Origin of the sequence: Qipengyuania sp. R86523 (genome assembly GCF_044596365.1) — a bacterium.
In the GTDB taxonomy this organism is placed as follows: domain Bacteria; phylum Pseudomonadota; class Alphaproteobacteria; order Sphingomonadales; family Sphingomonadaceae; genus Qipengyuania; species Qipengyuania citrea.
Window position 1 is genome coordinate 1,050,116 of record NZ_CP138997.1, and the last position, 24,726, is coordinate 1,074,841.

At 65.9% G+C, this 24,726-nt stretch carries 23 protein-coding genes and 2 pseudogenes; 9 read left to right on the forward strand and 16 right to left on the reverse strand.

Going from position 1 to position 24,726, the window contains the following annotated elements; all coding sequences use genetic code 11:
• Positions 1-43 precede the first annotated feature (43 nt).
• Positions 44-736 carry a nitroreductase gene (locus SJY12_RS05140; RefSeq protein ID WP_083437327.1) on the forward strand — a complete coding sequence of 231 codons (693 nt, stop codon included), beginning with the start codon at positions 44-46 and terminating at the stop codon, positions 734-736.
• A complete protein-coding gene (locus SJY12_RS05145) occupies positions 733-1,506 on the forward strand; it encodes a hypothetical protein (RefSeq protein ID WP_397506275.1) in 774 nt (257 codons plus the stop codon). Before SJY12_RS05140 ends, SJY12_RS05145 begins: the two co-directional genes overlap by 4 nt.
• Here SJY12_RS05145 and SJY12_RS05150 read toward each other — a convergent pair.
• The 5 genes from SJY12_RS05150 to SJY12_RS05170 form a co-directional block, all read right to left on the reverse strand.
• Positions 1,503-2,129, reverse strand: a complete 627-nt coding sequence (locus tag SJY12_RS05150; RefSeq protein WP_397506277.1) for a 2-hydroxychromene-2-carboxylate isomerase — start codon at positions 2,127-2,129, stop codon at positions 1,503-1,505. The two genes, SJY12_RS05145 and SJY12_RS05150, sit on opposite strands and share 4 nt — an antisense overlap.
• The gene (locus SJY12_RS05155; RefSeq protein WP_230833774.1) at positions 2,126-2,824 is read right to left on the reverse strand and encodes a glutathione S-transferase N-terminal domain-containing protein; all 699 of its coding nucleotides are present in this window, start codon (positions 2,822-2,824) and stop codon (positions 2,126-2,128) included. The genes SJY12_RS05150 and SJY12_RS05155 overlap by 4 nt, the downstream gene beginning before the upstream one ends.
• A gap of 124 nt (positions 2,825-2,948) precedes the next feature.
• Entirely contained in the window at positions 2,949-4,151 is a 1,203-nt protein-coding gene (locus SJY12_RS05160) for a type III PLP-dependent enzyme (protein ID WP_050600331.1), read from the reverse strand.
• 188 nt (positions 4,152-4,339) lie between these two features.
• A complete protein-coding gene (locus SJY12_RS05165; protein ID WP_397506280.1) occupies positions 4,340-5,518 on the reverse strand; it encodes a carboxynorspermidine decarboxylase in 1,179 nt (392 codons plus the stop codon).
• 104 nt (positions 5,519-5,622) lie between these two features.
• The gene (locus SJY12_RS05170) at positions 5,623-6,834 is read right to left on the reverse strand and encodes a saccharopine dehydrogenase family protein (protein WP_397506282.1); all 1,212 of its coding nucleotides are present in this window, start codon (positions 6,832-6,834) and stop codon (positions 5,623-5,625) included.
• A gap of 67 nt (positions 6,835-6,901) precedes the next feature.
• Between SJY12_RS05170 and SJY12_RS05175 the strand changes: the two genes are divergently transcribed.
• From SJY12_RS05175 to SJY12_RS05185, 3 genes are all read left to right on the forward strand, one after another.
• The gene (locus tag SJY12_RS05175) at positions 6,902-7,858 is read left to right on the forward strand and encodes a threonine/serine dehydratase (protein ID WP_397506284.1); all 957 of its coding nucleotides are present in this window, start codon (positions 6,902-6,904) and stop codon (positions 7,856-7,858) included.
• 84 nt (positions 7,859-7,942) lie between these two features.
• Complete coding sequence (locus tag SJY12_RS05180) at positions 7,943-8,392, forward strand: MAPEG family protein (RefSeq protein ID WP_050600328.1); 450 nt, start codon at positions 7,943-7,945, stop codon at positions 8,390-8,392.
• An 11-nt stretch (positions 8,393-8,403) separates the two neighbouring features.
• Positions 8,404-8,832, forward strand: a complete 429-nt coding sequence (locus SJY12_RS05185; protein WP_397506286.1) for an MAPEG family protein — start codon at positions 8,404-8,406, stop codon at positions 8,830-8,832.
• Positions 8,833-8,875: 43 nt separating this feature from the next.
• On the opposite strand, the gene trxB is transcribed toward SJY12_RS05185, so the two are convergent.
• The 11 genes and pseudogenes from trxB to SJY12_RS05240 all read right to left on the reverse strand — a co-directional run bounded on the left by trxB (position 8,876) and on the right by SJY12_RS05240 (position 22,301).
• Positions 8,876-9,859: a thioredoxin-disulfide reductase gene (gene trxB / locus SJY12_RS05190; RefSeq protein WP_334200077.1), complete on the reverse strand. Its 984-nt coding sequence runs from the start codon at positions 9,857-9,859 to the stop codon at positions 8,876-8,878.
• A gap of 63 nt (positions 9,860-9,922) precedes the next feature.
• Positions 9,923-10,414 (reverse strand): tyrosine-protein phosphatase, encoded by a 492-nt coding sequence (locus tag SJY12_RS05195; RefSeq protein ID WP_397506650.1) that lies wholly within the window; start codon positions 10,412-10,414, stop codon positions 9,923-9,925.
• A 34-nt stretch (positions 10,415-10,448) separates the two neighbouring features.
• Positions 10,449-10,733, reverse strand: a pseudogene (locus tag SJY12_RS05200) (tyrosine-protein phosphatase); the annotation flags it as partial.
• A gap of 27 nt (positions 10,734-10,760) precedes the next feature.
• The gene (locus tag SJY12_RS05205) at positions 10,761-12,167 is read right to left on the reverse strand and encodes a trehalose-6-phosphate synthase (protein ID WP_397506289.1); all 1,407 of its coding nucleotides are present in this window, start codon (positions 12,165-12,167) and stop codon (positions 10,761-10,763) included.
• Complete coding sequence (locus tag SJY12_RS05210) at positions 12,149-13,936, reverse strand: glycoside hydrolase family 15 protein (RefSeq protein WP_050600325.1); 1,788 nt, start codon at positions 13,934-13,936, stop codon at positions 12,149-12,151. Before SJY12_RS05210 ends, SJY12_RS05205 begins: the two co-directional genes overlap by 19 nt.
• Positions 13,933-14,676 (reverse strand): trehalose-phosphatase, encoded by a 744-nt coding sequence (gene otsB / locus SJY12_RS05215; protein WP_050600324.1) that lies wholly within the window; start codon positions 14,674-14,676, stop codon positions 13,933-13,935. Before otsB ends, SJY12_RS05210 begins: the two co-directional genes overlap by 4 nt.
• Before the next feature lie 46 nt (positions 14,677-14,722).
• The gene (locus SJY12_RS05220; protein WP_233996488.1) at positions 14,723-15,418 is read right to left on the reverse strand and encodes a TIGR02281 family clan AA aspartic protease; all 696 of its coding nucleotides are present in this window, start codon (positions 15,416-15,418) and stop codon (positions 14,723-14,725) included.
• 12 nt (positions 15,419-15,430) lie between these two features.
• Entirely contained in the window at positions 15,431-16,429 is a 999-nt protein-coding gene (egtD, locus tag SJY12_RS05225) for an L-histidine N(alpha)-methyltransferase (RefSeq protein WP_397506652.1), read from the reverse strand.
• A 3-nt stretch (positions 16,430-16,432) separates the two neighbouring features.
• Positions 16,433-17,683 (reverse strand): annotated as a pseudogene (gene egtB, locus SJY12_RS05230) (ergothioneine biosynthesis protein EgtB); the annotation flags it as partial.
• 181 nt (positions 17,684-17,864) lie between these two features.
• Positions 17,865-19,238, reverse strand: coding sequence for a class II 3-deoxy-7-phosphoheptulonate synthase (locus SJY12_RS05235; RefSeq protein ID WP_050600370.1), 1,374 nt, complete (start codon positions 19,236-19,238; stop codon positions 17,865-17,867).
• A 123-nt stretch (positions 19,239-19,361) separates the two neighbouring features.
• Positions 19,362-22,301 (reverse strand): M16 family metallopeptidase, encoded by a 2,940-nt coding sequence (locus tag SJY12_RS05240; protein ID WP_397506292.1) that lies wholly within the window; start codon positions 22,299-22,301, stop codon positions 19,362-19,364.
• A gap of 99 nt (positions 22,302-22,400) precedes the next feature.
• Between SJY12_RS05240 and SJY12_RS05245 the strand changes: the two genes are divergently transcribed.
• From SJY12_RS05245 to SJY12_RS05260, 4 genes are read left to right on the forward strand one after another with little or no spacing between them, the layout of a single operon-like run.
• On the forward strand, positions 22,401-22,982 hold the full coding sequence (locus tag SJY12_RS05245) for a NifU family protein (RefSeq protein WP_050600319.1): 582 nt from the start codon (positions 22,401-22,403) through the stop codon (positions 22,980-22,982).
• Between the two features lie 26 nt (positions 22,983-23,008).
• Complete coding sequence (locus SJY12_RS05250; RefSeq protein WP_063506370.1) at positions 23,009-23,602, forward strand: malonic semialdehyde reductase; 594 nt, start codon at positions 23,009-23,011, stop codon at positions 23,600-23,602.
• A 36-nt stretch (positions 23,603-23,638) separates the two neighbouring features.
• Positions 23,639-24,247 carry a tRNA (adenosine(37)-N6)-threonylcarbamoyltransferase complex dimerization subunit type 1 TsaB gene (tsaB, locus tag SJY12_RS05255; protein WP_160766570.1) on the forward strand — a complete coding sequence of 203 codons (609 nt, stop codon included), beginning with the start codon at positions 23,639-23,641 and terminating at the stop codon, positions 24,245-24,247.
• Positions 24,247-24,699 (forward strand): GNAT family N-acetyltransferase, encoded by a 453-nt coding sequence (locus SJY12_RS05260; RefSeq protein WP_397506295.1) that lies wholly within the window; start codon positions 24,247-24,249, stop codon positions 24,697-24,699. The genes tsaB and SJY12_RS05260 overlap by 1 nt, the downstream gene beginning before the upstream one ends.
• Positions 24,700-24,726: the final 27 nt, after the last annotated feature.

Consider the following 24,726-nt stretch of genomic DNA (forward strand, 5'->3'; position numbering starts at 1 on the left):
GGCGCGCTAGGCATGGCAGTGAAACTTATGGGAGCGAGACTGAATGAGCGGCAATCCGGATATGACCTATGACGAAGTGGTGATGGGACGCCGCTCGATCCGCGGCTATCTCGACAAGCCGGTGCCGCGCGCGGTGATCGAGGAAGTGCTGACGCTCGCCATGCGCTCGCCCACCTCGATGAACACGCAGCCGTGGCATTTCCACGTCATCACCGGCGAACCGCTCGACCGGATCCGCAAGGGCAATACCGAACGCATTCTCGCGGGCGAGCCCGACAGCCGCGAGTTCCGCCGCGGCGAACCCTTCGCGGGCGTGCACCGCGAACGCCAGGTCGGCGTCGCCAAGCAATTGTTCGGCGCGATGGGGATCGAACGCGACGACAAGGACAAGCGGCAGGACTGGGTGCTGCGCGGCTTCCGCCAGTTCGACGCGCCGGTCTGCGTGATCGTAACCTACGACCGCGAATTGTCGGGCAGCGACGACACGCCGTTCGATTGCGGCGCGGTCACCACCGCGCTGGTCAATGCCGCATGGAGCCGCGGGCTCGGCTGCGTGATCAACAGCCAGGGGATCATGCAGAGCCCGGTGGTGCGCGAACATGCCGGCATTCCGGACGACCAGGTGATCATGAAGGCGGTTGCGATGGGCTGGCCCGACGAGAGCTTCCCCGCCAATGCGGTGGTCAGCGAGCGCAAGAGCGTGGACGAGGCCGCCCGCTTCGTCGGCTTTCCATGAGCGACCGGCTCGTCGACCTCGGCGAAGGCTTCTGGAGCCTGCGCGGCAGCCTGCGGCTTGGCGGGATCGTGGATATCGGCACGCAATGCGCGCTCGTCCGGCTGGTGAGCGGCAATTTCGTCTTTCTCGACAGCTATCCGCTGACCGACGCGATCCGCGCCAAAGTCGACGCGCTGACCGATGGCGGGACGAAGGTCGAGGCGATTCTCAACCTCCACCCTTTCCACACGCTGCACTGCGAATGGATGCATTCGGCTTTCCCGCAGGCCAAGCTCTACGGCACGGCGCGCCATGTCGAACACCTGCCCGAACTGCCGTGGGAAACGCTGCGCTGCGAACACGATGCGCTGGCCGAGCTGTATGCCGAGGATTTCGCCTTCTCGGTCCCGCGCGGGGTGACGCTGGTGAGCGACGACGAGAGCGTGCACTTCTCCTCGGTGCTGGCGCTGCACCGCGCGAGCGGCATGGTCCATGTCGACGACACCTTCGTCTACCTGCGCAAGGGTTTCCCGCTGTCGTTGCTGCCTTTTACCGGACGGTTCGGCTTCCATCCGACACTGGCCAAGGCGCTCGAACCGCGAGCGGGCGCGGCAGACGAATTCCGCGAATGGGCGATCGAGCTGGGGATCGACTGGGCCGACGCGGGCTGCATCGCAGCCGCGCACAACGCGCTGTTGCCGCTCGATGCGGAAGAGCTGCCCGAGCTTATCGGCGCGGCGCTGGGCCGGGTCAAACCGGTGCTCGACGCCCACCGCGCCGAATACGGCTAGGCGAGCGCCGCCACCTTCGCGCGCACCAGCGGCAGCTGGTCGTTGCCGAAATACAGCTGCTCCTCGCCGGCGGGCTCGTGGACGATGATCGTCGGCGACCCGAAGGCCCCGCGCGCGATCGCCTCGTCGGTGTTGGCGCGCAGTCGATCCTTGATCGGCTGGCTGCCCGCGCGCTCGGCCAACGCCGCGCCGCCCAGCCCTGCCTCATTGGCTACCGCCACCAGCACGGCCGGGTCGTCGAGATTGCGGGCGTGGGTGAAATAGGCCTCGAACGCGGCATGGGCAAAGCGCTCGAGCGCCTCCTGCTCTTGCTCGAGCGCGCAGCAGAAGCGCATCGCGTTGACCGATTTCAGCGGATGGTGCTCGGACGGGAAGTTCATCCCCACGCCTGCCAGTTCGGCCCATTGCTTCAGCCAGCCGAAACTGCGCGCCAGCCGCGCGGCGTTTTCAGGCTTGCGGCTTTCATAGACCGACGGGTTCACCGCGTTGAACACCCCGCCGACCAAGAAGGGCCGCCAGGTGATGGAATAGTCCAATCCGTCCAGCGCGGGACGGATGTTGGCGAAGGCCAGCCGTGTCCACGGGCTCGACAGGTCGAAGAAGAACTCCACCCGCACGGTCATTGCACGCGCGCCTTGGCAGTGCCGAACAGGTTCTGGCGTTCTGCCGCGCTCATTTCCCCGCGCCGCGCCATGTCGCTGCCCAGCGCCACCCCGCGCCGCAGCCCCTCGCGCGTCTTGAGGGCATCGTACCACCGCTTAACATGCGGGAAGTCTGCCAGCGGGATGCCCTGCGCCTTCCATGTGCGCACCCACGGGAAACAGGCCATGTCGGCGATAGTGTAATCCGCCCCGGCGAGGTGTTCCTCCTGCGCCAGTTGCCGATCCATCACGCCGTAGACACGCAGCGCCTCGCGGTGGAACCGCTCGATCGGATAGGGCAGTTTCTCTTCGGCATAGAGGTGGAAGTGGCCGTGCTGGCCCAGCGTCGGGCCGAGGTGGCCGACCTGCCAGAACAGCCACTGCCGCACGCGCGATTGCCCGCGCAAATCGGTCGGCAGGAAGCGCCCGGCCTTCTCCGCCAGATACAGCAGCACCGCACCCGATTCGAACACCGTCACCGGCTCGCCGCCGTCGCCGGGCGCGTGGTCGGTGATCGCGGGAATACGGCCATTGGGATTGATCGCGAGATATTCTTGCGAATGCTGGTCGCCCGCCGCCAGATTAACCCAGCGCGGCTCGTAGGCGAGCCCGCATTCCTCGAGCATGATGGCGACCTTCCACCCATTGGGCGCAGGCGCGGTGAAGAATTCGATCATGCGGCAGTCTCTCCCCTTCTCTCTCGCGAGGGAGAATTCAGGTCCGCGCCGGGTGATGCAAGCAAAAAGCCCCGGCGAGCGCGAGGCTGCCGGGGCTTAGTGAGTTGATCCGTCGAGCAAATGGTTAGCGCAGGCTCACCACATTGTCCGCCGCAGGACGTTGGCGGCTGCCGTCGTAGAGGCTGGCCATCGGCTCGTCGGTGACGAGCACGCGGTCGGCCGCGCCGAAACCGTTGAAATCGGTTTTCATCGCCGCGCCATAGGCACCGAGCATGCCGATCTCGATATAGTCGCCCGCCTGGATATCCTCGGGCAGGACGAAGGGGCCCTGCATGTAGTCGGCATCGTCGCAGGTCGGGCCGTAAAAGGCGAAATCCATGTCCGGCTTGATGAGGTCGTCCTCGAGCGCGCGGACGGGGAATTTCCAGTCCACATGCGCCGCATCGAACAGCGCGCCATAGGCACCGTCGTTGATGTAGAGCTCCTCGCCGCGGCGCTTCTCGACCTTGACGATGAGCGACGAATATTCGGCGCACAGCGCACGGCCGGGTTCGCACCACAGCTCGGCGTTGTACGCGATCGGCAAATTGTAGAAGTTCTGGTGGATGATCTGGAAGTAGTCCTCCAGCGGCGGCGGCTCCATCCCCGGATAGACCGACGGGAAACCCCCGCCGACATCGATCATGTCGATCACCACCGAGGCCTCGCCGATGGCGATACGCACGCGTTCGAGCGCCTGGACATAGGCAAAGGGCGTCATGGCCTGGCTGCCCACGTGGAAGCACACGCCGAGCCAGTCGGCATGCTGACGCGCCTGTTGCAGCAGCGCGGGCGCCTCGGTCAGGTCGCAGCCGAATTTGGACGCGAGGCTGAGTTCGGAATATTCGCTCGAGACGCGCAGCCGCACGCACAGCCGCAGGTCCTGCGCTGCTTCGCCCGCGTCGTCGCGGCAGGCCTCGACGATCTTCTCCAGTTCCTCGACCGAATCGAGGCTGAAGGTGCGCACGCCGTGCTGGCGATAGGCTTCGCGGATCGCGCTGGGCGCCTTGACCGGGTGCATGAAACACAGCGTTGCGCCGGGCAGCGTAGCGCGCACCAGCCGCACTTCGGCGATCGAGGCGACGTCGTAATGCGTCACGCCATTGTCCCACAACACCTGCAGCAGGTCGGGCGAGGGATTCGCCTTTACCGCATAGAGCGACTTGCCCGGAAACTTCTCGACGAAGAATCGGGCGGCGCGCGCGGCGGCGTGCGGGCGATTAAGGATGATCGGTTCGTCCGGCTGGAGAGCGCGAACTACGGACCGGGCGTCAGGAAATGTGTGCAACTCAAGGGACCCCCAAAACGGCTAGGTTTCAGACAAGGCTGCCTTGCGGATCGGATCCCCTTGGGGCAGCGGAGCGGCGCACATAAGCGAGATGTGCGATAAAGCAAGCGGAATCGCAGCGTTCAGCCTCGTCGTCTTACCCTATCAAAGGCTGAGAAGGCGCTGTGTTCCGCGCCCCGGCCGCAACCTTAGCTCAGCCGGTCGCGGAAGGTGTCGTAACCGAACTCCTTGACCAGTTCGAGCTGGTCGCTGTCGCTGTCCCAGAGGTAGATGCTGGGCAGCTGGACGCCGTTGAAGGTGTTGGTCTTGACCATCGAATAATGCGCCTGATCGAGGAAGGCGAAACGTTTGCCGACGTCCGCCCCGCCGGGAATCCGGTAATCGCCGATCACATCGCCTGCGAGGCATGACGGGCCGCCGATCCGCACCGCGGGAGTCGCCTCGTCGCTGCTCTCGCCAAGCATGGCAGGGCGATAGGGCGCCTCGATCACGTCGGGCATGTGGCAAGTGGCCGAAACATCGGCCACCGCGACCGGCAGGCCGTTGAAGCCGGTGTCGAGGATCGTGCCCACCAGAATGCCCGCATCGAGCGCGACCGCCTCGCCCGGTTCGAGATAGATTTCGGCGCCGGTATCCTCGCGCGCGTCGCGCAGGAACTCGACCAGCTCGTCGCGCTGGTAATCGGCGCGGGTGATGTGGTGCCCGCCGCCCATGTTGATCCATTTGAGCTGGCCGAACCACGGCTCGATCGCATCGAACACCTTGTCCCAGGTGGCCAGCAGCGGTTCGAAATCTTGTTCGCACAGATTGTGGAAATGGATCCCGTCGACCTGCGCCATGATTTCGGGGGTAAGCTGGTCGAGCGGGAAGCCCAGCCGGCTGCCCGGGCTGGAGGGATCGTAACGCGGCACCTCGCCCGTGGGATGCAGCGGGTTGATCCGCAGCCCGACATCGAAATCCTGCCCCGCGGCGCGCGCATTCTCGAGGATCAGCGTCGCGCGTTCGAGCTGGCCGGGCGAATTGAAGATCACGTGGTCCGACAGGCGGCACACCTCTTCCAGTTCTTCCGGCTTGTAGGCCGCCGAATAGGTCGCGATCTCGCCGTCGTAGAACTCGCTCGCCAGCCGCGCTTCCCACAGACCGCTCGTGCACACGCCGTCGAGATATTCGCCGATAATCGGCGCGGTCGCCCACATCGAGAAGGCCTTGAGCGCGCTGAGCATCTTGATCTCGGCCGCATCGCGCACTTCGGCCAGCACCTGGCAGTTGGCACGCAATTTCGCCGCGTCGACCACGAAGGCGGGACTGTCCACGCGGTCGAGGTCGAACTGGGCAAAAGCGCCCGGATCGCCGGCTTTGGTTTCCATGGCGTCAATTCCCTTTTGAAGCGGTATTCATCTGGCTTGCCGCGGCGGACGTCGACCCCTCGCTCGCGGCGATCAAGGTCGCGTCCGCACACCGGGCTTGCCCGCTAGAACCCGACCGGGCCGTCGAGTTCCTTGACCTGCCAGGGCAGGCCGTGGTCGTTCAGCATGTCCATGAAGGGATCGGGATCCATTTCTTCCATGTTGAACACGCCGTCGCCGGTCCATTTTCCGGTTACCATCATCGCGCTGCCGATCATTGCGGGGACGCCGGTGGTATAGGAAACCGCCTGGTTGCCGGTTTCCTCGTAAGCCGCTTCGTGGCTGCAGATATTGTTGATGTAGAAGGTCTTCTCACCCGAGCCGTCGAGCGCCTCGCCGGTCGCGATGACGCCGATATTGGTGTTGCCCTTGGTGGTTTCGCCCAGCGTTTCGGGCTTGGGCAGCACCGCGGCGAGGAACTGCAGCGGGATGATTTCCTTGCCCTGGTACTTGACCGGGTCGATCCGTGTCATGCCGACATTCTGCAGCACGGTCAGGTGCTTGATGTATTCATCGCCGAAGGTCATCCAGAAGCGCGCCCGCTCCATCTCGGGGTTGAACTTGGCGAGGCTTTCGAGCTCCTCGTGATACATCATGTACATGTTCTTCGGGCCGACCGCCTCGAAGTCGAATTCGACTTTCTTACCCATTGCCGGGGTCTCGACGAATTCGCCGTTTTCCCAGTGGCGCGCAGGCGCGGTGACTTCGCGGATGTTGATTTCCGGATTGAAATTGGTGGCGAAGGCCTGCCCGTGATCGCCGCCATTGCAATCGAGGATATCGAGCTGGCGGATCGACTTCAGCTTGTGTTTCTTGAGCCACATGGTGAAGACGCTGGTGACGCCCGGATCGAAGCCCGAACCCAGCAGCGCCATCAGCCCGGCATCCTTGAAGCGGTTGTGATAGGCCCACTGCCACTTGTATTCGAACTTGGCCTCGTCCTTCGGTTCGTAATTGGCGGTGTCGAGGTAATCGACGCCTGCTTCGAGGCATGCATCCATGATCGGCAGGTCCTGATACGGCAGCGCCAGATTGACCACGAGGCTCGGGCCGACCTTCCGGATCAGATTGACCATCGCCGGGACTTCCTCGGCGTCGATCTCGTACGTCGCCACATCCTGCCCAGTGCGCTCCTTCACGCTCGCGGCGATGCTGTCGCACTTGCTTTTCGTGCGGCTGGCGAGGTGGATGTCACCGAAGATATCGGCGTTCATCGCCATTTTGTGGACGCAGACCGAGCTGACGCCGCCCGCACCGATCACCAGGACTGTGGACATGGGTAAACCTCTTTCGTGGAATTTCGAATCTTGCGCGCCCTCTAGCGAAATGCGCTACGGGGGCCAAATGATCCGAGACGATATGCGCAAGCCCACCCGCGAAGGCGTTCTCGCCGCGGCCGCATCCATTGCCGAACTGCTTCCGCCGACCCCGCTGTTGCCGGTCGAGATCGGCGGGGTGCGCTGCCATGTGAAGGCGGAAAGCCTACAACCGATCGGCGCATTCAAGATCCGCGGCGGCTGGTGGCGGCTGTCGAACCTCGACGATGCGGAGAAGGCGCGCGGCGTGGTCGCGGTGTCTTCCGGCAATCACGCGCAGGGCGTCGCCTGGGCGGCGCGGCGGTTGGGGATCGCGGCCACCATCGTGATGCCGCGCAATGCTCCCAAGGTGAAGCTCGACGCGACCCGCGAGCTGGGCGCGGACATCGTGCTCTACGAGCGGCCGGGCGAGGACCGCGACGAAGTGGCGGCGGGCATCGTAGCCGAGACCGGCGCGACGCTGGTGCATGCCTTCGCCGATGCGTGGGTGATCGAAGGGCAAGGCAGCGCGGGCGTCGAGATCGCCGCGCAGCTTGGCCGCGCGCCATCGCGGCTGGTGGCTTGCTGCGGGGGCGGCGGGCTGTCCGCGGGACTGGCGCTGGCCTGCCCCGATAGCGCGGTGCACGTGGTCGAACCGCATGGCTGGGACATGGTCGGACAGGCGCTCGAAGCCGGTAAAGTGGTTCGCGTCGGTGCCAACCCGCTCTCCACCATCTGCGATGCGCTGCAACCCGATGCGAGCGCACCAATCGTGCTGTCGGTGCTGCAGAGCCGCGCCGAGCCGGGAGTTGCCGTAACCGATGACGAAGTGCGCGCAGCGCAGCGCTTCGCTTTCGCGCAGCTCAACCTGGTGGTCGAACCCGGCGGCGCGGCGGCGCTGGCTGCAGCGCTAGCGGGCAAGGTGCCGGTCGATGCGGACACGGTCATCATGGTGACCGGCGGCAATACCGATGCGGCGAGCTTTGCCGAAACGCTGCGCGGCTGAGCCGCAGCGCGATAGGTTGCATTTGACAATCCGGATGCGGACCACCACTCTCGCGCGCAAACGGGTCTGAGGGGAGAATAACTGATGCTAGCCCAGATGCTTGCACCCGCCGCGGTGCTTGTCGCATGGTCGATCGTGGTCCTGTTCTGGATGGCCTTCACCCGGCTGCCCGCGCTGGGCAAGGCCGGGGGCCTGGGCGAAGCCAAGCCCGGCGGGCGCGGACAGGATCTGGAAGGCGTATTGCCCGACCGGATCAACTGGAAGGCGCACAATTACGCGCATCTGATGGAACAGCCGACGCTGTTCTACGCCGCCACCGTCATCATCGCGCTGATGGGCGCTGGCGCGGTGGATGTGGTCTTCGCTTGGATCTACGTCGCGCTGCGGATCGTCCATTCGATCTGGCAGGCCACTGTCAATGTGGTGAAGATCCGCTTCCTGCTGTTCATCGCCTCGACCGTGGCGCTGATCTATCTCGCCTATCGCGCGCTTGCGCTGACGCTGTTCCACGATCCCGCACTCGTTGCGGTCTGACGGAGACTTCCATGATTCAATCGCAAATCCTCCAGCCCGTCGTCGTGTTGCTGGCGTGGACCATGATCATGTGGCTGTGGATGTACGCCACCCGCATCCCGGCGATGTCCGAGGCGGGGATCGAACCCAACGACGCGCGGCGGACCAAGGCGCTGGATGAAACGCTGCCCGCAAACGTCCAGTGGAAAGCGCACAATTACAACCATCTGCACGAAGCGCCGACGGTGTTCTACGCGGTTGCGCTGGTGCTGGCGATGATCGGCCTGGGCGACGGGATGAACGCGCTGATCGCATGGATCTACGTCGGCCTGCGAATCATCCACTCGCTGGTGCAGGCGACCGCCAATGTCGTGATGGTGCAATTCGTGCTCTACGCACTGTCTAGCGTGGCGCTAATCGCGCTGGTGTTCAACGCGGCGAGCGCGGTGTTCGCCGCCTGAGATACGGCATCAGGCGGCCCCGCCGCGGCGGGGCCGCCTACCGTTATTCCGCCGCCTCGGCTTCATGCGCGTGGCCGTCGGCGTCGATCTCCAAGCCCGCGATGAAGCGTTCGGCGTCAAGCGCGGCCATGCAGCCCATCCCAGCGGCAGTGACCGCCTGGCGATAGACGTGGTCGGTGACGTCGCCCGCGGCGAAGACGCCTGGCACCTCGGTCTTGGGCGATCCCGCCTCGGTCAGCAGGTAGCCGCCCTCGTCCATCGGCAGCTTGCCCTTGAACAGTTCGGTCGCGGGCGCATGGCCGATCGCGACGAAGGCGCCATCGACTTCGAGCGTGCTGTCTTCGCCGGTGACCGTGTCGCGCAGGTTGAGATGTCCCAACGCACCGGTGGGGCCGGCTTCGAAGCTTTCGACTGCCTTGTTCCAGATCACACTGATCTTGGGATGGTTGAGCAGGCGCTCCTGCAGGATCTTCTCGGCGCGCAATTCGTCGCGGCGGTGGATCAGCGTGACATCGTCCGAATGGTTGGTGAGGTAGAGCGCTTCCTCGACCGCGGTATTGCCGCCGCCGATGACCGCGACCTTCTTGCCGCGGTAAAAGAACCCGTCGCAGGTGGCGCAGGCGCTGACGCCCTTGCCGCCCAGTTCCATCTCGCCCGGGACGCCCAGCCACTTGGCCTGCGCGCCGGTGGCAATCACCAGCACGTCGGCGACATATTCGTCGCCGCTGTCGCCAGTCGCGGTAAAGGGCGAGCCGTTCGATACATCGACATCGACGATCGTATCCCACATCATCCGCGTGCCGACATGTTCGGCCTGCTTCTGCATCTGCTCCATCAGCCACGGGCCCTGGACGACATCGGCGAAGCCGGGATAGTTCTCGACATCGGTGGTGATGGTCAGCTGGCCGCCGGGCTGCAGCCCCTGCACCACGATCGGTTCCATCATCGCGCGCGCCGCATAGATGGCAGCCGAATAGCCCGCGGGGCCCGAGCCGATGATGAGCATCTTGGTGCGATGGGTAGCCATGTCGTCAATTTCCGTCAGTCTGAAGGGGTGTTCGCGGCTATATGGGAAGCCGCAGCCGCAGAGTCACGCCACGAAGCGGGCGATCAGCGCCTCGCGCAGCGCGTCATCCACACCTATCGCGGCCTCGAGATAGGTGTCGAAGCTGCCGTGGCGCTCGGTCGCGATCTCGAGATAGCGGTCGAGATATTCCTCGCGCACGCCGAGCAGGTCCTTCGCCGCGCCCTCGTCGAGCTTGCGGCCCAGCCGCGCCTCGATCCCGGGCAGCGACTGGCGCGCGAGCACGTCGAAGGTCGGGCTGTCGTTGGTGCGCAGGAATTCGCGCCGCTGGTCTTCTTCCGCCACGCCGAGGATGTGCAGCAGCATGGTTGCCGCTACGCCGGTGCGATCCTTGCCGGCATAGCAATGGACGAGGCTGGCACCCTCGCGCTGTGCAAGGATGGTGAGATAGCGGCCGAACATGTCGATCATCGCCGGATTGTCGGGCATGCGCGTGTAGACCGCGAGCATGCGTTCGCGCGCGAAATCGGCGGCGCTGGTGTCGGGACCGATATCCATGTGCGGCGGGCTGGAAGTGGTCTCGCCTTCGTAGAACAGCACCTGCCCGTCGAACCCCTCGAACTCGGCGGCAGGGATTGGCCGCGCGCTCGCTTTCGCCGCGCAGGTCGATGACCGTGTGGATGCCCAGCGGGGCAATCGCGGCGAGATCGTCGTCGGTCGCCTCGACATGGTGGCCCGAGCGGAACAGCAGACCGGTGCGCACCTGGCCGCCGTCACGCGTGCGCCAGCCGCCGTAATCGCGGAAATTGTGGATGCCCCGGGTTTTCAGAAAAGGTTCGCGAATCATGCGCGCGACGGTGGCAGCGCGGCAGGACATGCGCAATCGCAGCGATCGGCGCCGCGCTCAGGCCTCGCTCAGGTCGCGCAGGAAATTGGCGGTCCATTCCTGCACATTATCGTCGCGCACGGTGGCGATCAGCTTCTGGTAGCGCGCCTTGCGTTCTTCCAGCGTCATGTCGAGCGCAGTCTGGATGGCATGCGCGATATCGTCGGGGCTGTGCGGATTGACCAGCACCGCATCGGGCATCTGCGCCGCTGCGCCGGCGAAGCGCGAGAGGATCAGCACGCCGGGATCCTCGGGGTCCTGCGCCGCTATATATTCCTTGGCGACCAGGTTCATCCCGTCGCGCAAGGGGGTTACCAGCCCGATCTTGGCGGCGCGGAAGAAGCCGAACAGTTCTTCGTGGCTGTAGCCGCGGTTGACATAGCGGATCGGGACCATGTCGACCTCGCTGCGCGCGCCGTTGATGCGGCCGCATTTCTGTTCGAGCTCGGCGCGGATCGCCTGGTAGCTGTCGACATCCTCGCGGCTGGGCGGCGCGATCTGGATGAAGACAAGATCCTGCACCCGCTCGGGATGCTTGTCGAAGAAGCGCCCGATCCCGTCGATGCGCTCGGGAATACCCTTCGAATAGTCGAGCCGGTCGACCCCGATCATGGCGGTGCGTCGGCGCGACGAGCTGAGCAGCCGTTGCTGCGCCTGCCGCGCTTCGCCGGCACTGCCCAACTGCGAAAAATGGTCCCAGTCGATCCCGATCGGATAGGCGCGCGCGATCGTGGTGCGCCCCTCGAAACTGACGGTGCCCTTCGCGCCGTCGACTTCGGCGCCCAGCTCGTGCTCGCAGTAATGCAGGAAGCTTTCGAGCCATTCCTGCGTCTGGAAGCCGACCACGTCGTAATAGAGCAGCGTGCGCACGAGCCGCTCGTGATAGGGCAGCGACACGAACAGCCGCGTCGGTGGCCAGGGAATGTGCAGGAAGAAACCGATGCGGTTCTTGAGCCCGCGCGAGCGCAGCCGCTCGCCCAGCGGGATGAGATGGTAATCGTGCACCCAGACGGCATCGTCGGGTTCGATCAGCGGCGCGACCTGGTCGGCAAAGCGTTCGTTGACGCGTTCGTAGCCCTTGCCCGTCTCGCGCTCGTATTGCGCGAGGTCGAGCCGGTAATGGAACAGCGGCCACAGCGTCGAGTTGGCATAGCCGTTGTAGTATTCGTCGATATCGCGCTGCGACAGATCGATCGTCGCGGTGGTCACGCCGTCAGTGGTCTGCGTGTCGATATGCCCGGTGCGCCCGCTTTCGCTTTCCTGCCCCGACCAGCCGAACCACAGCCCCTTGCGATCGCTGAGCGCCGCATGCAGCGCGCCGGCAAGGCCGCCCTGCGCGCCCGCTGCGCCGCGCGCCTTGGGCACTGCAACGCGGTTGGAGATGACGACGAGTTGGGGTTGATCGGTCAGCGTACTTCGCTCCACGGTTTGCTCAGCAGGCCGGCACAGTTGATGATACCGACCAGTGAATAGGTTTGCGGGAAATTGCCCCACAATTCATCGGTCTCGTAGTCGAGATCCTCGCTCAGCATGCCCGATGCGGTGGTGTGGCTGAGCATGGCCTCGAACATCTCGCGCGCCTCCTCGCGGCGGTCGACCAGCGCCAGCGCCTCGATCAGCCAGAAGGTGCAGACGTTGAACGCGGTTTCGGGTGCACCGAAGTCGTCCTCTGCAGCGTAGCGCAGCATGTGATCGCCGCGCCGCAGATCGCGTTCGACCGCGGCGAAGGTCTTGAGGAAGCGTTCGTCGTCGGGCGTAAGATAGCGCAATTCGACCAGCTGCAACAGGCTGGCGTCGAGATAGTCGCTTTCGAAGCTGGCGCCGTAATGCCCGCCCTCCTCGCTCCACGCATTCTCGTCGATCTTGGCGCGGATCGCGTCGGCGCGCTGTTTCCAGTGGACCACGCGGTCGCCCTTGCCCAGCGTCGCGGCGACATTGGCCAGCCGGTCGCAGGCGGCCCAGCACATCACCGCCGAATAGGTGTGCACTTCCTGCCGGGTGCGGAACTCCCAAAGCCCGGCATCGGGCTGGTCGTGCTTCGCCCAGGCCGCTTCGCCCACTTCTTCCAGATGTTCGAAATCGCGTTCGTCCGCCATGCGCAGCAGTCGCGTGTCGAAAAACGCCTGTGCGGTCGGCATGACGATCTGGCCGTAGCAATCGTGCTGCACCTGCTTGTAGGCCGCATTGCCCACGCGCACCGGCCCCATGCCGCGATAGCCGGCAAGATGCTCGGCCTCGAATTCGTGAAGCTCGTCCGCGCCCATCACCGAATAGAGCGGCTGGATCTGCCCGCCGCGCGCCTGGTCGACGATGTTGCGCAGATAGGCGAGATATTTCTCGAGCACGTCGAGCGCGCCCAGCCGGTTGAGCGCCTGGACGGTATAATAGCTGTCGCGGATCCAGCAGTAGCGATAGTCCCAGTTGCGCTGGCTGTTGGCAGCCTCGGGGATCGAGGTGGTCAGCGCGGCGACTATGGCGCCGGTTTCCTCGTGCTGGCACAGCTTGAGCGCGATCGCGGCGCGGATCACCTCTTCCTGCCATTCGAGCGGGATATGTAGCCCGCGCACCCAGTGCTGCCAGTAGCGCGCGGTCATCGCCTCCATTCGCCGCACTTCGCTGCGGATATTGCCATCGAAGGGCTCGTCGGGGCCAAGGAAGAAGTGCTGGTCGCTTTCGACCCGGTAGCTGCGCCCCTCGAGGACGTAACCCACCGGCGCATCGGTCGACAGGCGCAGCGCCTGCGGGCCGATCATGTAGCGGATGTGATTGGTGCCGTTGGTCGTTTCGGCAAGCGAGGCGCCGTAGCCGTTCATCGGCGCGAGGACGATGCGCAGCCGCGGCGCGCCAGCCACGGGGCGCACGATGCGCGCATAGGCAACCGGGCGGTACATCCGGCCCGAACGTTCGAAGCGCGGCGCGAAATCGTGGATCTCGACCGCGCTGCCATCATCGGCCTCGAGCCGGGTGACCAGGATCGCGGTGTTGCGTTCGTACCGCTGGCTGCTGCGCGCCTGCCCTTCCAGCTCGAACCGCCAGATGCCGCGATCGCGCGCATTGTCGTTGAGCAACGAACAGAAGACCGGATCGCCGTCGACGCGCGGGACACAGCCCCAGACGAAGGCCCCCTCGCTATCGACCAGCGTGCTGACCTGGCAGTTGCCGATCGGGGAGAGCTCAAGGTCCGACTGCATCATATCTCCAACCAATGGTGCACTGCAGCAACGCTGTCGAGTCCGTATCGTGCCTGCCGGCTCGGACGTTCGCCCACGGCGATCCCGAAACCGCCATGTTCGCCCGCGCCTGCAAACCCGTCTTCGTCGGTCACATCGTCGCCGATGAATACCGGGACGGCGCCCGCGAAAGGCGCGACTTCCATGAAGGCCGACACAGCCGCCGCCTTGGTCGCACCGGGGCGCACCAGTTCGGCCACGCCCTTGCCGCTGGTGACGCACAATTCGCGCGAGGCGGCGAATTCCTCTGCGAAGGCCAGGGTCGCCTCGCGCTTTTCGGGTGCGCCGCGGAAATGCAGCGCGCCGCCATGCGTCTTGGTTTCGTAGAACAGGCCATGCGCTTCGGCGAAGGCGCGCAATTCGTCCACCGAGGCTTCGGACAGGCCGCGTGGCTCGTCACCGAGACGCGTGCCATCGGCGAGGAAGCGCGAGGCGCCGTGCGACCCGGCCCGGCAGATCGCCGGTTCGCCCAAGTGCCCGGTCAGATCGTCGAGCGCGCGCCCGCTGACCAGCGCCAGCCGGCCTTCCAGGCGGTCGCGCAGCGCGTGCAGCCGGTCCAGCAGCCCCTCGGGCACGTGGATGTCGCCCGGGCGCGGCGCGATCTCCACCAGCGTGCCATCGAAATCGAGGAACAGTGCAGCGGGGCCGCGGTCAAGCAGCTGCGCCAGCGGCGGCGGGGGCGGAAGCGTTGTCGAGCCGTCCATCGCGCGCTGCCCTAGCGTTTCGGCGCGCGTGGTCCAACGGGGGAATTCACGAAATCGTATCCTCGGCCCGGGGCACGAGGATGAGCGTGTTGTCCTCCACCCGCCACGAACCGAGCCGCGCCAGCACATTCATCCCGATGACGTTGAAATCGCCGAAGCTTTCCGCGATCGCCGCATCGGTCCCGCTGGCGCTGACATTGCCGAAGGTCAGGCTGTCGATCGTCGCGACATGCGCCTGCACCGTGCCGTTGGCAGTGCCCAGCATGATCGGGATACCGCCGCGGCGCGGCTCGAGCCCGGCGCGCTCGGCCAGCGGCGCGGAAATCGCGGTCAGCGTGGCGCCGGTATCGATCATGAAATTGCCCGGCACGCCGTTGACCTCGGCGCGGACCCAGAAATGCCCGTCGGCTGATAGCGGGATCTGCGTTTCGCCGCCCTCCACCACCTGTTCGGGCAGGCCGATCTGCGGCACCGCGACATCGAAGCGCGGGTCGAACCGCGACAGCTGCAGCACCACCGTCAACAGAATCGCGCCCAGCGCCACCGAGCTGGCCAGCCGCAGCACCCGGCCAAGCGCCGAGCGCTTGGCGATGATCGCGCCGATCCAGCCGAGCACCATGGCCGCGACGGCGGCGATAAGCAGTTCCGAACGCGGGATTGCGCGCAGCGTGTCAGCGGCGGCGCTGAAGACGGGTTCGAGTTCCATGCGGCACATATAGGAACGCGCCGGTGTCGCGTCCATGAACTCGGCGCGTCAGGGCGCCTCGCGCTGGTCGGTCGCCCGGGCGAGGATCACCGAGAAGCGGTCCTGCTCATCGGTCCAGCGTTCGAGCGGGGTCCAGCCGCCGGCGAGCAACAGCAGGCTGGCGGTACGCGGGGTGAACTTGTGGCTGTTCTCGGTGTGGATGGTGTCCCCCTCCCCCATCGCGAAGCGCTGGCCCGAGACCTCGAAAGCGACGGCCCGCGTGGCAACGAGATGCATCTCGATGCGCGCCAGATCGTCATTCCAGCGCGCTTCGTGGGCAAAGGCATCGGCGGGCATGGTGCCGCCGAGTTCGCGGTTGATCCGGGTGACGAGGTTCAGGTTGAACGCCGCGGTGACGCCGGCGGCATCGTCATAGGCGGCTTCGAGGACGGCGCGGTCCTTGATCAGGTCCATGCCGATCAGCAGCAGCGGGCTGGCGCCTTCGTCCGCGCCCAACGTCGCGCGCATCGACCGCAGCAGGTCGACTGCCGTGCGCGGGACCATGTTGCCGATCGTCGACCCGGGGAAGAAGCCGAGCTTGCCCAGCTTATCCACTTCGCCGGGCAGGGTCACGCGGCGCATGAAGTCGGCCTCGACCGGGTGCACCGGCAGGCCGGGGAACTTGGCCCCCAGCGCGGCCGCGCTTTCGCGCAGGAAATCGCCCGAAATGTCGAGCGGGACGTAAGCGGCGGGATCGATCGCCTCGAGCAGCAACGGCGTCTTGACCGAGCTGCCCGAACCGAATTCGACCACCGCGCGTCCGGGCCCGATCAGCTCGGCAAACTCTGCCCCGCGCGCGCCGAGGATTTCGGTTTCGGAGCGGGTGGGATAATATTCCTCCACCTGCGTGATCTTCTCGAACAGGCGCGAGCCTTCCGCGTCGTAGAACCAGCGCGCGGGGATCGCCTTGGGATCATGGCGCAGCCCGGCCAGCACATCCTCGCGAAACGCCCGGTCGACGCCGTCCTCGTCGCGGTCGACGAGCGCGATCCCCTTGTCGGTAGCCATCGAGATGTCCTTTGCCAGCCGCAGTCCGGTGAACTGCCAGCGCTGATGCGGGTAGAAGAAATTGCGGTAGCTGGAACGCGAATGGCCGCGCGCCGTGGCGCAGCTGGCGCCCTTGAGCACGAATTGCCCGCTCATGAACTTACCGTTGTATTCGCCCACGGCGCCTGCAGCCGGCTTGAAGCGCGGATAGGGCAGATAGGCCGAGCGGGTGAACTGCCAGCAATCGCCGAACAGGCCTTCGCTGCCGCGGGGCAGCGGCGGCGCGGCGTCGTCGAGCTGGTTCCCGCCGCACGGATCGTGCGCCTGCGCCTGCCCTTCCTGCCCGCGCGCGATCGCTTCCCATTCGAATTCGGTGGGCAGCCGCTGCCCCGCCCAGCTGGCGAAGGCATCGGCCTCGAAATAAGAGATATGCGTGACCGGTGCATCAGGGTCGCGCGGCTGCCAGCCGGAATGGGTGAAATGCTCGCCTTCGCGCCAGTAGAGCGGCGCCCCGACGGCGTGTTCGCGCACCCACGCCCAGCCGTCGGACAGCCACAGGCTGGCGGTGTCGTAGCCGTCATCGGCGATGAAGGCATCCCATTCGCCGTTGGTCACCAGCCGCGACGACAGCGCGAAGGGTTCGAGCAGAACGCGGTGCGCGGGGCCTTCGTTGTCGAAGGAAAACCCGTCCGCCTGGTGGCCGATGCGCGCGATCCCGCCGGGATGTTCGTGCCACTCCTGCGGCTGCGCTTGGGCAGCGGCTGCGGGTGCGTCCCACATCGCGGCGCCCAGCGGGTTCTGGAACAGGCCGTGCTTGATATCGGTGAGCAGCAGTTCCTGGTGTTGCTGTTCGTGGCTGAGGCCCAGCTCGATCAGCGGCGCCAGGTCCTCGCGCGCGAACAGCGGCTCCATCGCGGCATCGACATGCGCGCGCCAGGCAAGGATTTCCTCCAGCGTCGGCCGCGACAGCATCCCGCGCGAAAAACGGTGGATGCGTTCGCCTTCGGCTTCGTAATAGGAATTGAACACGAACGGCCAGCGTTCGTCGAACAGCGTGTACCCTTCCAGCCGGTCGCGCAGGAGGAAGGTTTCCCAGAACCATGTGGTATGCGCCAGGTGCCACTTGGCAGGGCTGGCGTCTTCCATCGACTGGATCGTCGCATCGGCATCGGACAGCGGCTCGGCGAGCGCTTCGCTGAGCGAGCGGACGGTATCGTAGCGTGCGTCGAGGCTTTCCCCGGTGGATGGGCGCGAACTGGGCTGCAACTGGGACATCGCCGGTCCCCCCTAGGTAGCAGTCACCGGACGCTGGCGACCATGATCCATCATGGCCGAAATCCATTTCGGTTTAAAGGCCGTGGGTATAAAACCGTGTCCGTACAATCGCCTGTCGCGCATTCCCGAACAATGCCGCGCGGCCGGGGCGGTTCCCCGCCGGCGGCGCGAAGCGGCGGTTTCAGGCGGCGTCGGCCTGCCGGATCCCGTGTTCCTCGTTGAGCATTTCCGCGATCAGGAAGGCCAGTTCGAGCGACTGCGCGGCGTTCAGGCGCGGATCGCAATGCGTGTGATACCGGTCCTTCAGCGCCTCGTCGGTGATAGCCACCGCGCCGCCGACGCATTCGGTCACGTCCTGCCCGGTCATCTCGATATGGATACCGCCCGGATGCGTGCCTTCGGCGCGGTGCACGGCGAAGAAACCCTTCACTTCGGACAGGATCCGGTCGAAGGGCCGCGTCTTGTAGCCGCTGTCCGACTTGACGACATTGCCGTGCATCGGGTCGCAGCTCCACACGACGGGATGGCCTTCCGCCTTCACCGCGCGCACCAGCCGCGGCAGGCCGTCCTCGACCTTGTCATGGCCGAACCGGCTGATCAGCGTGATACGGCCGGGTTCGCGTGCCGGATTGAGCGTGTCGAGCAGCTTGAGCAGCGCATCGGTTTCCAGGCTCGGCCCGCACTTCATCCCGAGCGGATTGCCGATGCCGCGCGCGAATTCGATATGCGCGCTGTTTTCGAAGCGGGTGCGGTCGCCGATCCACACCATATGCGCCGAGCAATCGTACCAGTCGCCGGTCAGGCTGTCGCGGCGGGTCAGCGCCTGCTCGTAAGGCAGGAGCAGCGCTTCGTGGCTGGTGTAGAAGCTGGTGCGCTGCAATTGCGGGAGCACTTGCGGATCGACCCCGCAGGCCTCCATGAAATCGAGCGCCTCGCCGATCCGGTCGGCAATGTCGGAAAACTTGTCCGCCCACGGGCTGCGGCCCATGAATTCGAGCGTCCACTGGTGCACCTGCCGCAGATTGGCATAGCCGCCGGTGGCGAAGGCGCGCAGCAGGTTGAGCGTGGCAGCCGCCTGCGAATAGGCGCGGACCATGCGCTGCGGATCGTTGGTGCGCGTCGCGGCGTCGAATTCGATGCCGTTGATGTTGTCGCCGAAATAGCTCGGCAGCGTGACATCGCCCTGCGTTTCGGTGTTCGAGCTGCGCGGCTTGGCAAACTGCCCCGCCATGCGCCCAACCTTCACCACCGGCTTCTTGCTGGCGAAGGTCATCACCACCGCCATCTGCAGCAGCACCCGGAAGGTGTCGCGGATGTTGTTGGGGTGAAATTCGGCGAAGCTTTCGGCGCAATCGCCGCCCTGCAGCAGGAAGGCGCGGCCCTCGGCGACTTCGGCGAGATCGGCCTTGAGCGCGCGCGCTTCGCCCGCAAACACGAGCGGCGGATGCGTTTCGAGGGTGGTGGTCGCAGCCTCGAGCGCGGCCTTGTCGAGATAGTCGGGCAAATGCCTTGCCTCGTATCCCTGCCAGCTATCGGGTGCCCAATTGGTCGCCATGGTATCTTCCGGTTGCGGCGCCGGGAATGGCGCCTGATTGCCCGTCTGTAGCAGACGAGCGCCCATCATGTCGCAAGCAGCATTTGCTTGGCCAGCGTAAAAGGGCGATTGCAGTAAGCGGAATCAGCGCCCTTCGCCGGCACTGGCTGGTCCGCTCGCGATGGCCAGTTCCTGTCCCTCGGGCAGCACTGCGAGGCGCCAGCCCGCGCGCGAACCGAAGTATTTCTGCGCCAGCGCCTGCAACACCCCCGGATCGGTCTGCGTGTAATCGGCCAGCAGGAAGCGCAGGTCGGCAATGCTGCGCGGGTCCACGGTCGCGCCTTCGAGCTGGTAGAGCCAGAACAGGTTCCCGGTCGACGCGCGGCTGACATACTGCCGCAGCGGTTCGACCACGCGGTTGTATTCATCCTCGCCCACCGGCGTGCTGGCCAGTTCCTGCGCGATGCGTTCGGCCTCGGCGAAGAACACCGGCACGTCCTCGGGTCGCAGCTGCGCGAGCGCGGCGATGCGCCCACCGCTGTCGACATCGCTGGGCCAGTCGGACCGTACGACGGGCGAATAGCTGGCGCCGGCATGTTCGCGCATCGCTTCCATCAGCCGGTTGTTGAACAGCGACACCAGCACTTCGAGACGGCGCGATTCGCGCAGCCCGTCGACCCCGGCCCCGCTGGGCCAGGCGATGACCGCGGCGGCCTGATTGGCATCGCCGCGATGGCGGCGGATGACCGTCTCGCCCGCGTCGGGGAAGTCGATCGCGCGTTCGAGAACCTCTGCGGGCGCGGTCTCGCGCTGGTCGAGCGCGCCGAACGTCTTGCGCAGCGCTTCGATCGTGGCGGCCTTGTCGAATTCGCCGAACACCAGCACTTCGACCGGCCCCTGCTCAAGCAGCGGTTCCCACACTTCGCGGAAGCCCGCGGGTGTCGCGGCATCGAACATCGCGGGCGTGGGGGTCTGAAAACGCGGGTCCTGATCGCGAAGGAGATATTCGAGGTCGCGCTGCAGCACGCCGTTCGGATTGGCGCCATAGCTTTCGTAAGCGAGCTTGCCCGCCGCTTTCGCCCGGATCACCGGGTTGGGATCCCAGCCGGGCATCGCCAGCTTCGCAGCGAAAAGATAAAGCTGTTCTTCCAGATCCTGTTCGCGGGTCTGCGCGTAGAAACTGAAGGCGCCGTCGCCGGTCTGGAAGTCGAAGCCGAACTTGCGCCCCGTAGCGAGCACGTCGAGCTCTTCCTGCCCCAGCTCGCCGATGCCCGAGCCGATCAGCGCGGCATAGCCGAGGTTAGCATAGACCGCCTCGTCGGGCGCGAAGGCGCGATAGCCCGTGCCGAACCGCACCTTCACTGCAACGCGGCCGGGTTCGGCATCGTTCGCCCACAGGATCGCCTTGACGCCATTGGCGAATTCGACCTGCTCGATGTCGAGCACGCCGATCGGCGCCTGCGCCACCACTTCGCCCGGTTCGCCCACTGCAGGCAGATCGTCGAACGCGATTGCCTGCGCGGTGATGCGGGCCTCGGCATCGGCGGCAATGGTCTCGCCCAGCGCGGCGCGGATCGCCGCTTCGCTCGCCTCGCCGGCTTCGGGCGTGACGTAGGCGGCGCGGATCACATCGCCCGCAAACAGCGCGCGGGTATGCTCGAGCACGCGTTCGGGGGTGATCGTCTCGCGCATCGAGTTGAACACCATCAGCACGGTTTCTGGCGCGGCGACCGCCTCGCGGATATCGACCGCGTTGACGATGTCGTCGGCCAGCCGCGGTCCCGGCAGCACCCGGCGCTGTTCGACCTGGCTGGTGAAGACGATCTCGAACTCGGCCAGCTCGCGGTCGATCTCTTCCTGTGAAGGCGGGGTCGCCAGCGCATCGGCAATCACTCCGCGAATATCATCGAGCGCGGATTTCCAGTCGCCGGTGAGCGGCGCGAAATTGACGAAGGTCATGTCGGCGGAGCGGCTGACATCGTCCTGCGACACCTGGGCATAGAGATAGCTGCCACCGGCCCGGGCGCGCAATTCGAGCCGCCGGTTGATCAGCGCCTGCGCCAGCGCGTCGCGCAGCAGGCCTTCATTGTAGGCAACGGTGTCCTGCACCGGGCGCCAGGGCCGCATCACTGCATAAGTGAAGCTGCGCGGCAGGTCGGGTTCGACCACCACGCCGATTTCGCCCACCGGATTGGCCGGGTCGGCGCCCGCGGGGGCGACCGGATCGCCGAAATCGGGTGCGGGCACCAGTGCACCCTCGCCTTCCCAGTCGCCGAACCACGCTTCGATCTCGGCAGCCAGCTGCTGCGGGTCGATATCGCCTGCGGCCACCACCACGGTGTTTTCGGGGCGGTACCAGCGGCGATAGAAGGCCGACACGCTTGCGCCGGTGGCCGCGCCCAGCGTGGCCTCGGTGCCGATGGGGCTGCGGGTGGCCAGCCGCTGGCCGGCGAACAGCACTTCGCGGCTGGCGTTGCCCGCGCGTTCGGCGGGCCCGCCGCGCTCGCGCTTCTCGGCCAGCACGATCGGGACTTCGGCCTGGACATTGGCATCGCTCAGCACCGGGCTGCGGACCATTCCCGACAACAGTTTCATGCTTTCGGCCAGCTTCCCCGCGTCGACATTGGGCAGGTCGAGCTTGAAGACGGTGTGCGTCGGGCTGGTTTCGGCATTGGTATCGCTGCCGAAAGTGGCGCCCAGCCGCTGCCAGGTCGGAATCGCCTCTGCGGGGCCGAGATATTTGCTTTCACGGAACAGCAGGTGTTCGAGCAGATGCGCATAGCCGAGCTCGCTCTCGTCTTCGTGCAGCGAACCCGCATCGATCCGCACGCGGACCGAGACCTGGTCGGGCGGAACGGCATTGCTGCGCACTGCATAGCGCAACCCGTTGGGCAGTTCGCCGAAAATCCATTCCTCGTCGCGGGGGACGTCGCTGCCTTCGTAGATCCACGGCGTCCCGCCGGCCGGGGTCAGATGCTGCGGGGTCGGCGGGGCCGGCTCCTGCGCCAACAAGGGCTGCGGAGCGAGCAACACGGCGGGAAGGATGAGCGCGAGACGCCGCAAGGCGCGCGTAAAATCGGTCATGGTTCAGCATATAGGCAGGCGATGCGTGAAGGCTAGGTGAATGTCGCGGACAAGCGTTCCTTCCTTGCCCCGGACCGCCCGCCTCCCTACATCGCTGACATGTTCATCGAGACCGAAACCACGCCCAACCCCGCGAGCCTCAAGTTCCTGCCCGGCCAGCCGGTCATGCAGCAGGGCACGCGCGAATTCGCCACCCCCGAAGCCGCCGAGGCCAGCCCGCTGGCGCAGGCGATCTTCGATACGGGCGAAGTCGTGAACGTGTTCTTCGGCGGCGATTTCGTCACCGTGACCGCCGCGCCCGGCGTCAGCTGGAGCGATCTTAAGCCACAGGTGCTCGCGATCCTGCTCGACCATTTCGTGGCGCAGGCACCGCTGTTCGTGCCCGGCACCGCCGGCGGCATTGCGGTTCCGCCCGAAGACGAAGGCATGCTGGTCGACGAGCGCGAGGAAGACGGCGACATCATCGCGCAGATCAACGAACTGCTCGAAACGCGTGTCCGGCCCGCAGTGGCGGGCGATGGCGGCGATATCCAGTACCGCGGCTACCGCGACGGTGTGGTCCACTTGCAGATGCAGGGTGCCTGTTCGGGCTGCCCCTCCTCGACCGCCACGCTCAAGCACGGCATCGAAGGTTTGCTGAAACATTACGTCCCCGAGGTCGTTGAAGTCCGCGCCGCCTGAATTCCACGAAGCGAAGGACAAACCTCTTGGCCGATACCCTTTCCGCCGACGCGCTCGACCTCATCTTCCGCGAAGCCCGCAGCTACAACGACTGGCTCGACCAGCCGGTGAGCGATGACGAGATCCACGCGATCTACGAATTGCTCAAGATGGCGCCGACCTCGGCCAATATGCAGCCCGCGCGCATCGTCTGGGCCAAGTCGCCCGAGGCCAAGGCCAAGCTGGCCGACTGCGCTTCCGACGGCAATAAGGACAAGATCACTTCGGCCCCGGTGGTCGCGATCATCGGCTACGATATCGATTTCCACGAGGAACTGCCCTGGCTGTTCCCGCATACCGACGCCAAGAGCTGGTTCGACGGCGATGAAGACGGCCGCAAGGAAGGCGCGTTCCGCAATTCCTCGCTGCAGGGCGCCTATCTGATGATCGCCGCCCGCGCTCTCGGGCTCGACTGCGGGCCGATGTCGGGCTTCGACAGCGAGGCGGTCGACAAGGCGTTCTTCGCCGACCAGCCGCGCCATCGCAGCAATTTCATCTGCGCGATCGGCCATGGCGATCCGAAAAGCATTTTCGATCGCAGCCCGCGGCCCGATTTCGACAAGTTCAACCGTATCGACTGACTTGCGGACCGGTTTGCGCTGGGGCAGTGGGCGCTGATGCGCATTCTGGCGATAGAAACCGCGACCGAAGCCTGTTCGACCGCGCTGTTCGATAACGGCACGCTGCTCGATGCCCGGCACGAGGTGCTGGGGCGCGGCCATGCCGAACGACTCGTCCCGATGATCGCCGAACTGCCGGGCAAGGGCTGCGCCGGGGAAATCCGCGTGTCGCTGGGCCCGGGCAGTTTCACCGGGGTCCGGATCGGTCTCGCAGTCGCGCGGGCGCTGGGCATCGCCTGGCACGCGCAAGTGCGGGGCTATCCCACGCTGGCACTGGTCGCGGCCATCGCGCGGGGCGAAGCGGGCGGTCCGGTTACCGTATGCATGACCGGCGGGCACGGCGAATGGTTCGTCCAGGATTTCGATGCGGGCGCCATCCCCGCAGGCGCGGTCGCCTCGCTCGCACCCGAGGCTGCGGCGGCGCGGGCGGTGCATCCGCTGATCGCCGGGTCGAAGGCAGCAGCGCTGGGCGAACTTGCGCAGATCGAGCCCAGCGCGGTCGAGCTGCCCGATGCCCGCCATGCGCTCGCGCTGCCGGATGCGTTGCTGACCGACAATCTGGCGCCGCTCTACGGCCGCCCGCCCGATGCGAAGCTGCCGGGGTAATGGAGCAGCTCGACCAGTTGATGGCCGTGATGGAAGCGGGGTTCGACCCGCACTGGCGCGAAGCCTGGACCCGCCAGCAGGTCGCCAACTCGCTGGCCATGCCGCACACTTACGCCATTCTCGCCGACGCCAGCGTGAAGCTCGCGAGCGGCAGCGATCCGGCCGCCGGTTTCATCCTCGCTCGTCGGGCGCCGGGCGAAGAGGAACTGCTGCTGATCGGCGTCCGCCCGGAAATGCGCGGGAGAGGGCTCGGCCGGTTCCTGATCGAGACCTTCGCCAGGCGCGCGCGTGACGGCGGCGCAGACCGGGTCTTCCTCGAAATGCGCGCGAACAACCCGGCGGAAAGCCTGTATCGGGCCTGCGGTTTCGAGCCGATCGGCCGCCGACCGGCCTATTACCGGACGCTTGATGGCGCGAAACTGGACGCCATTACCTTCGCGCGAAAGTTGTAAAAACGCGCCAAAAGTCAGAATTGCCAA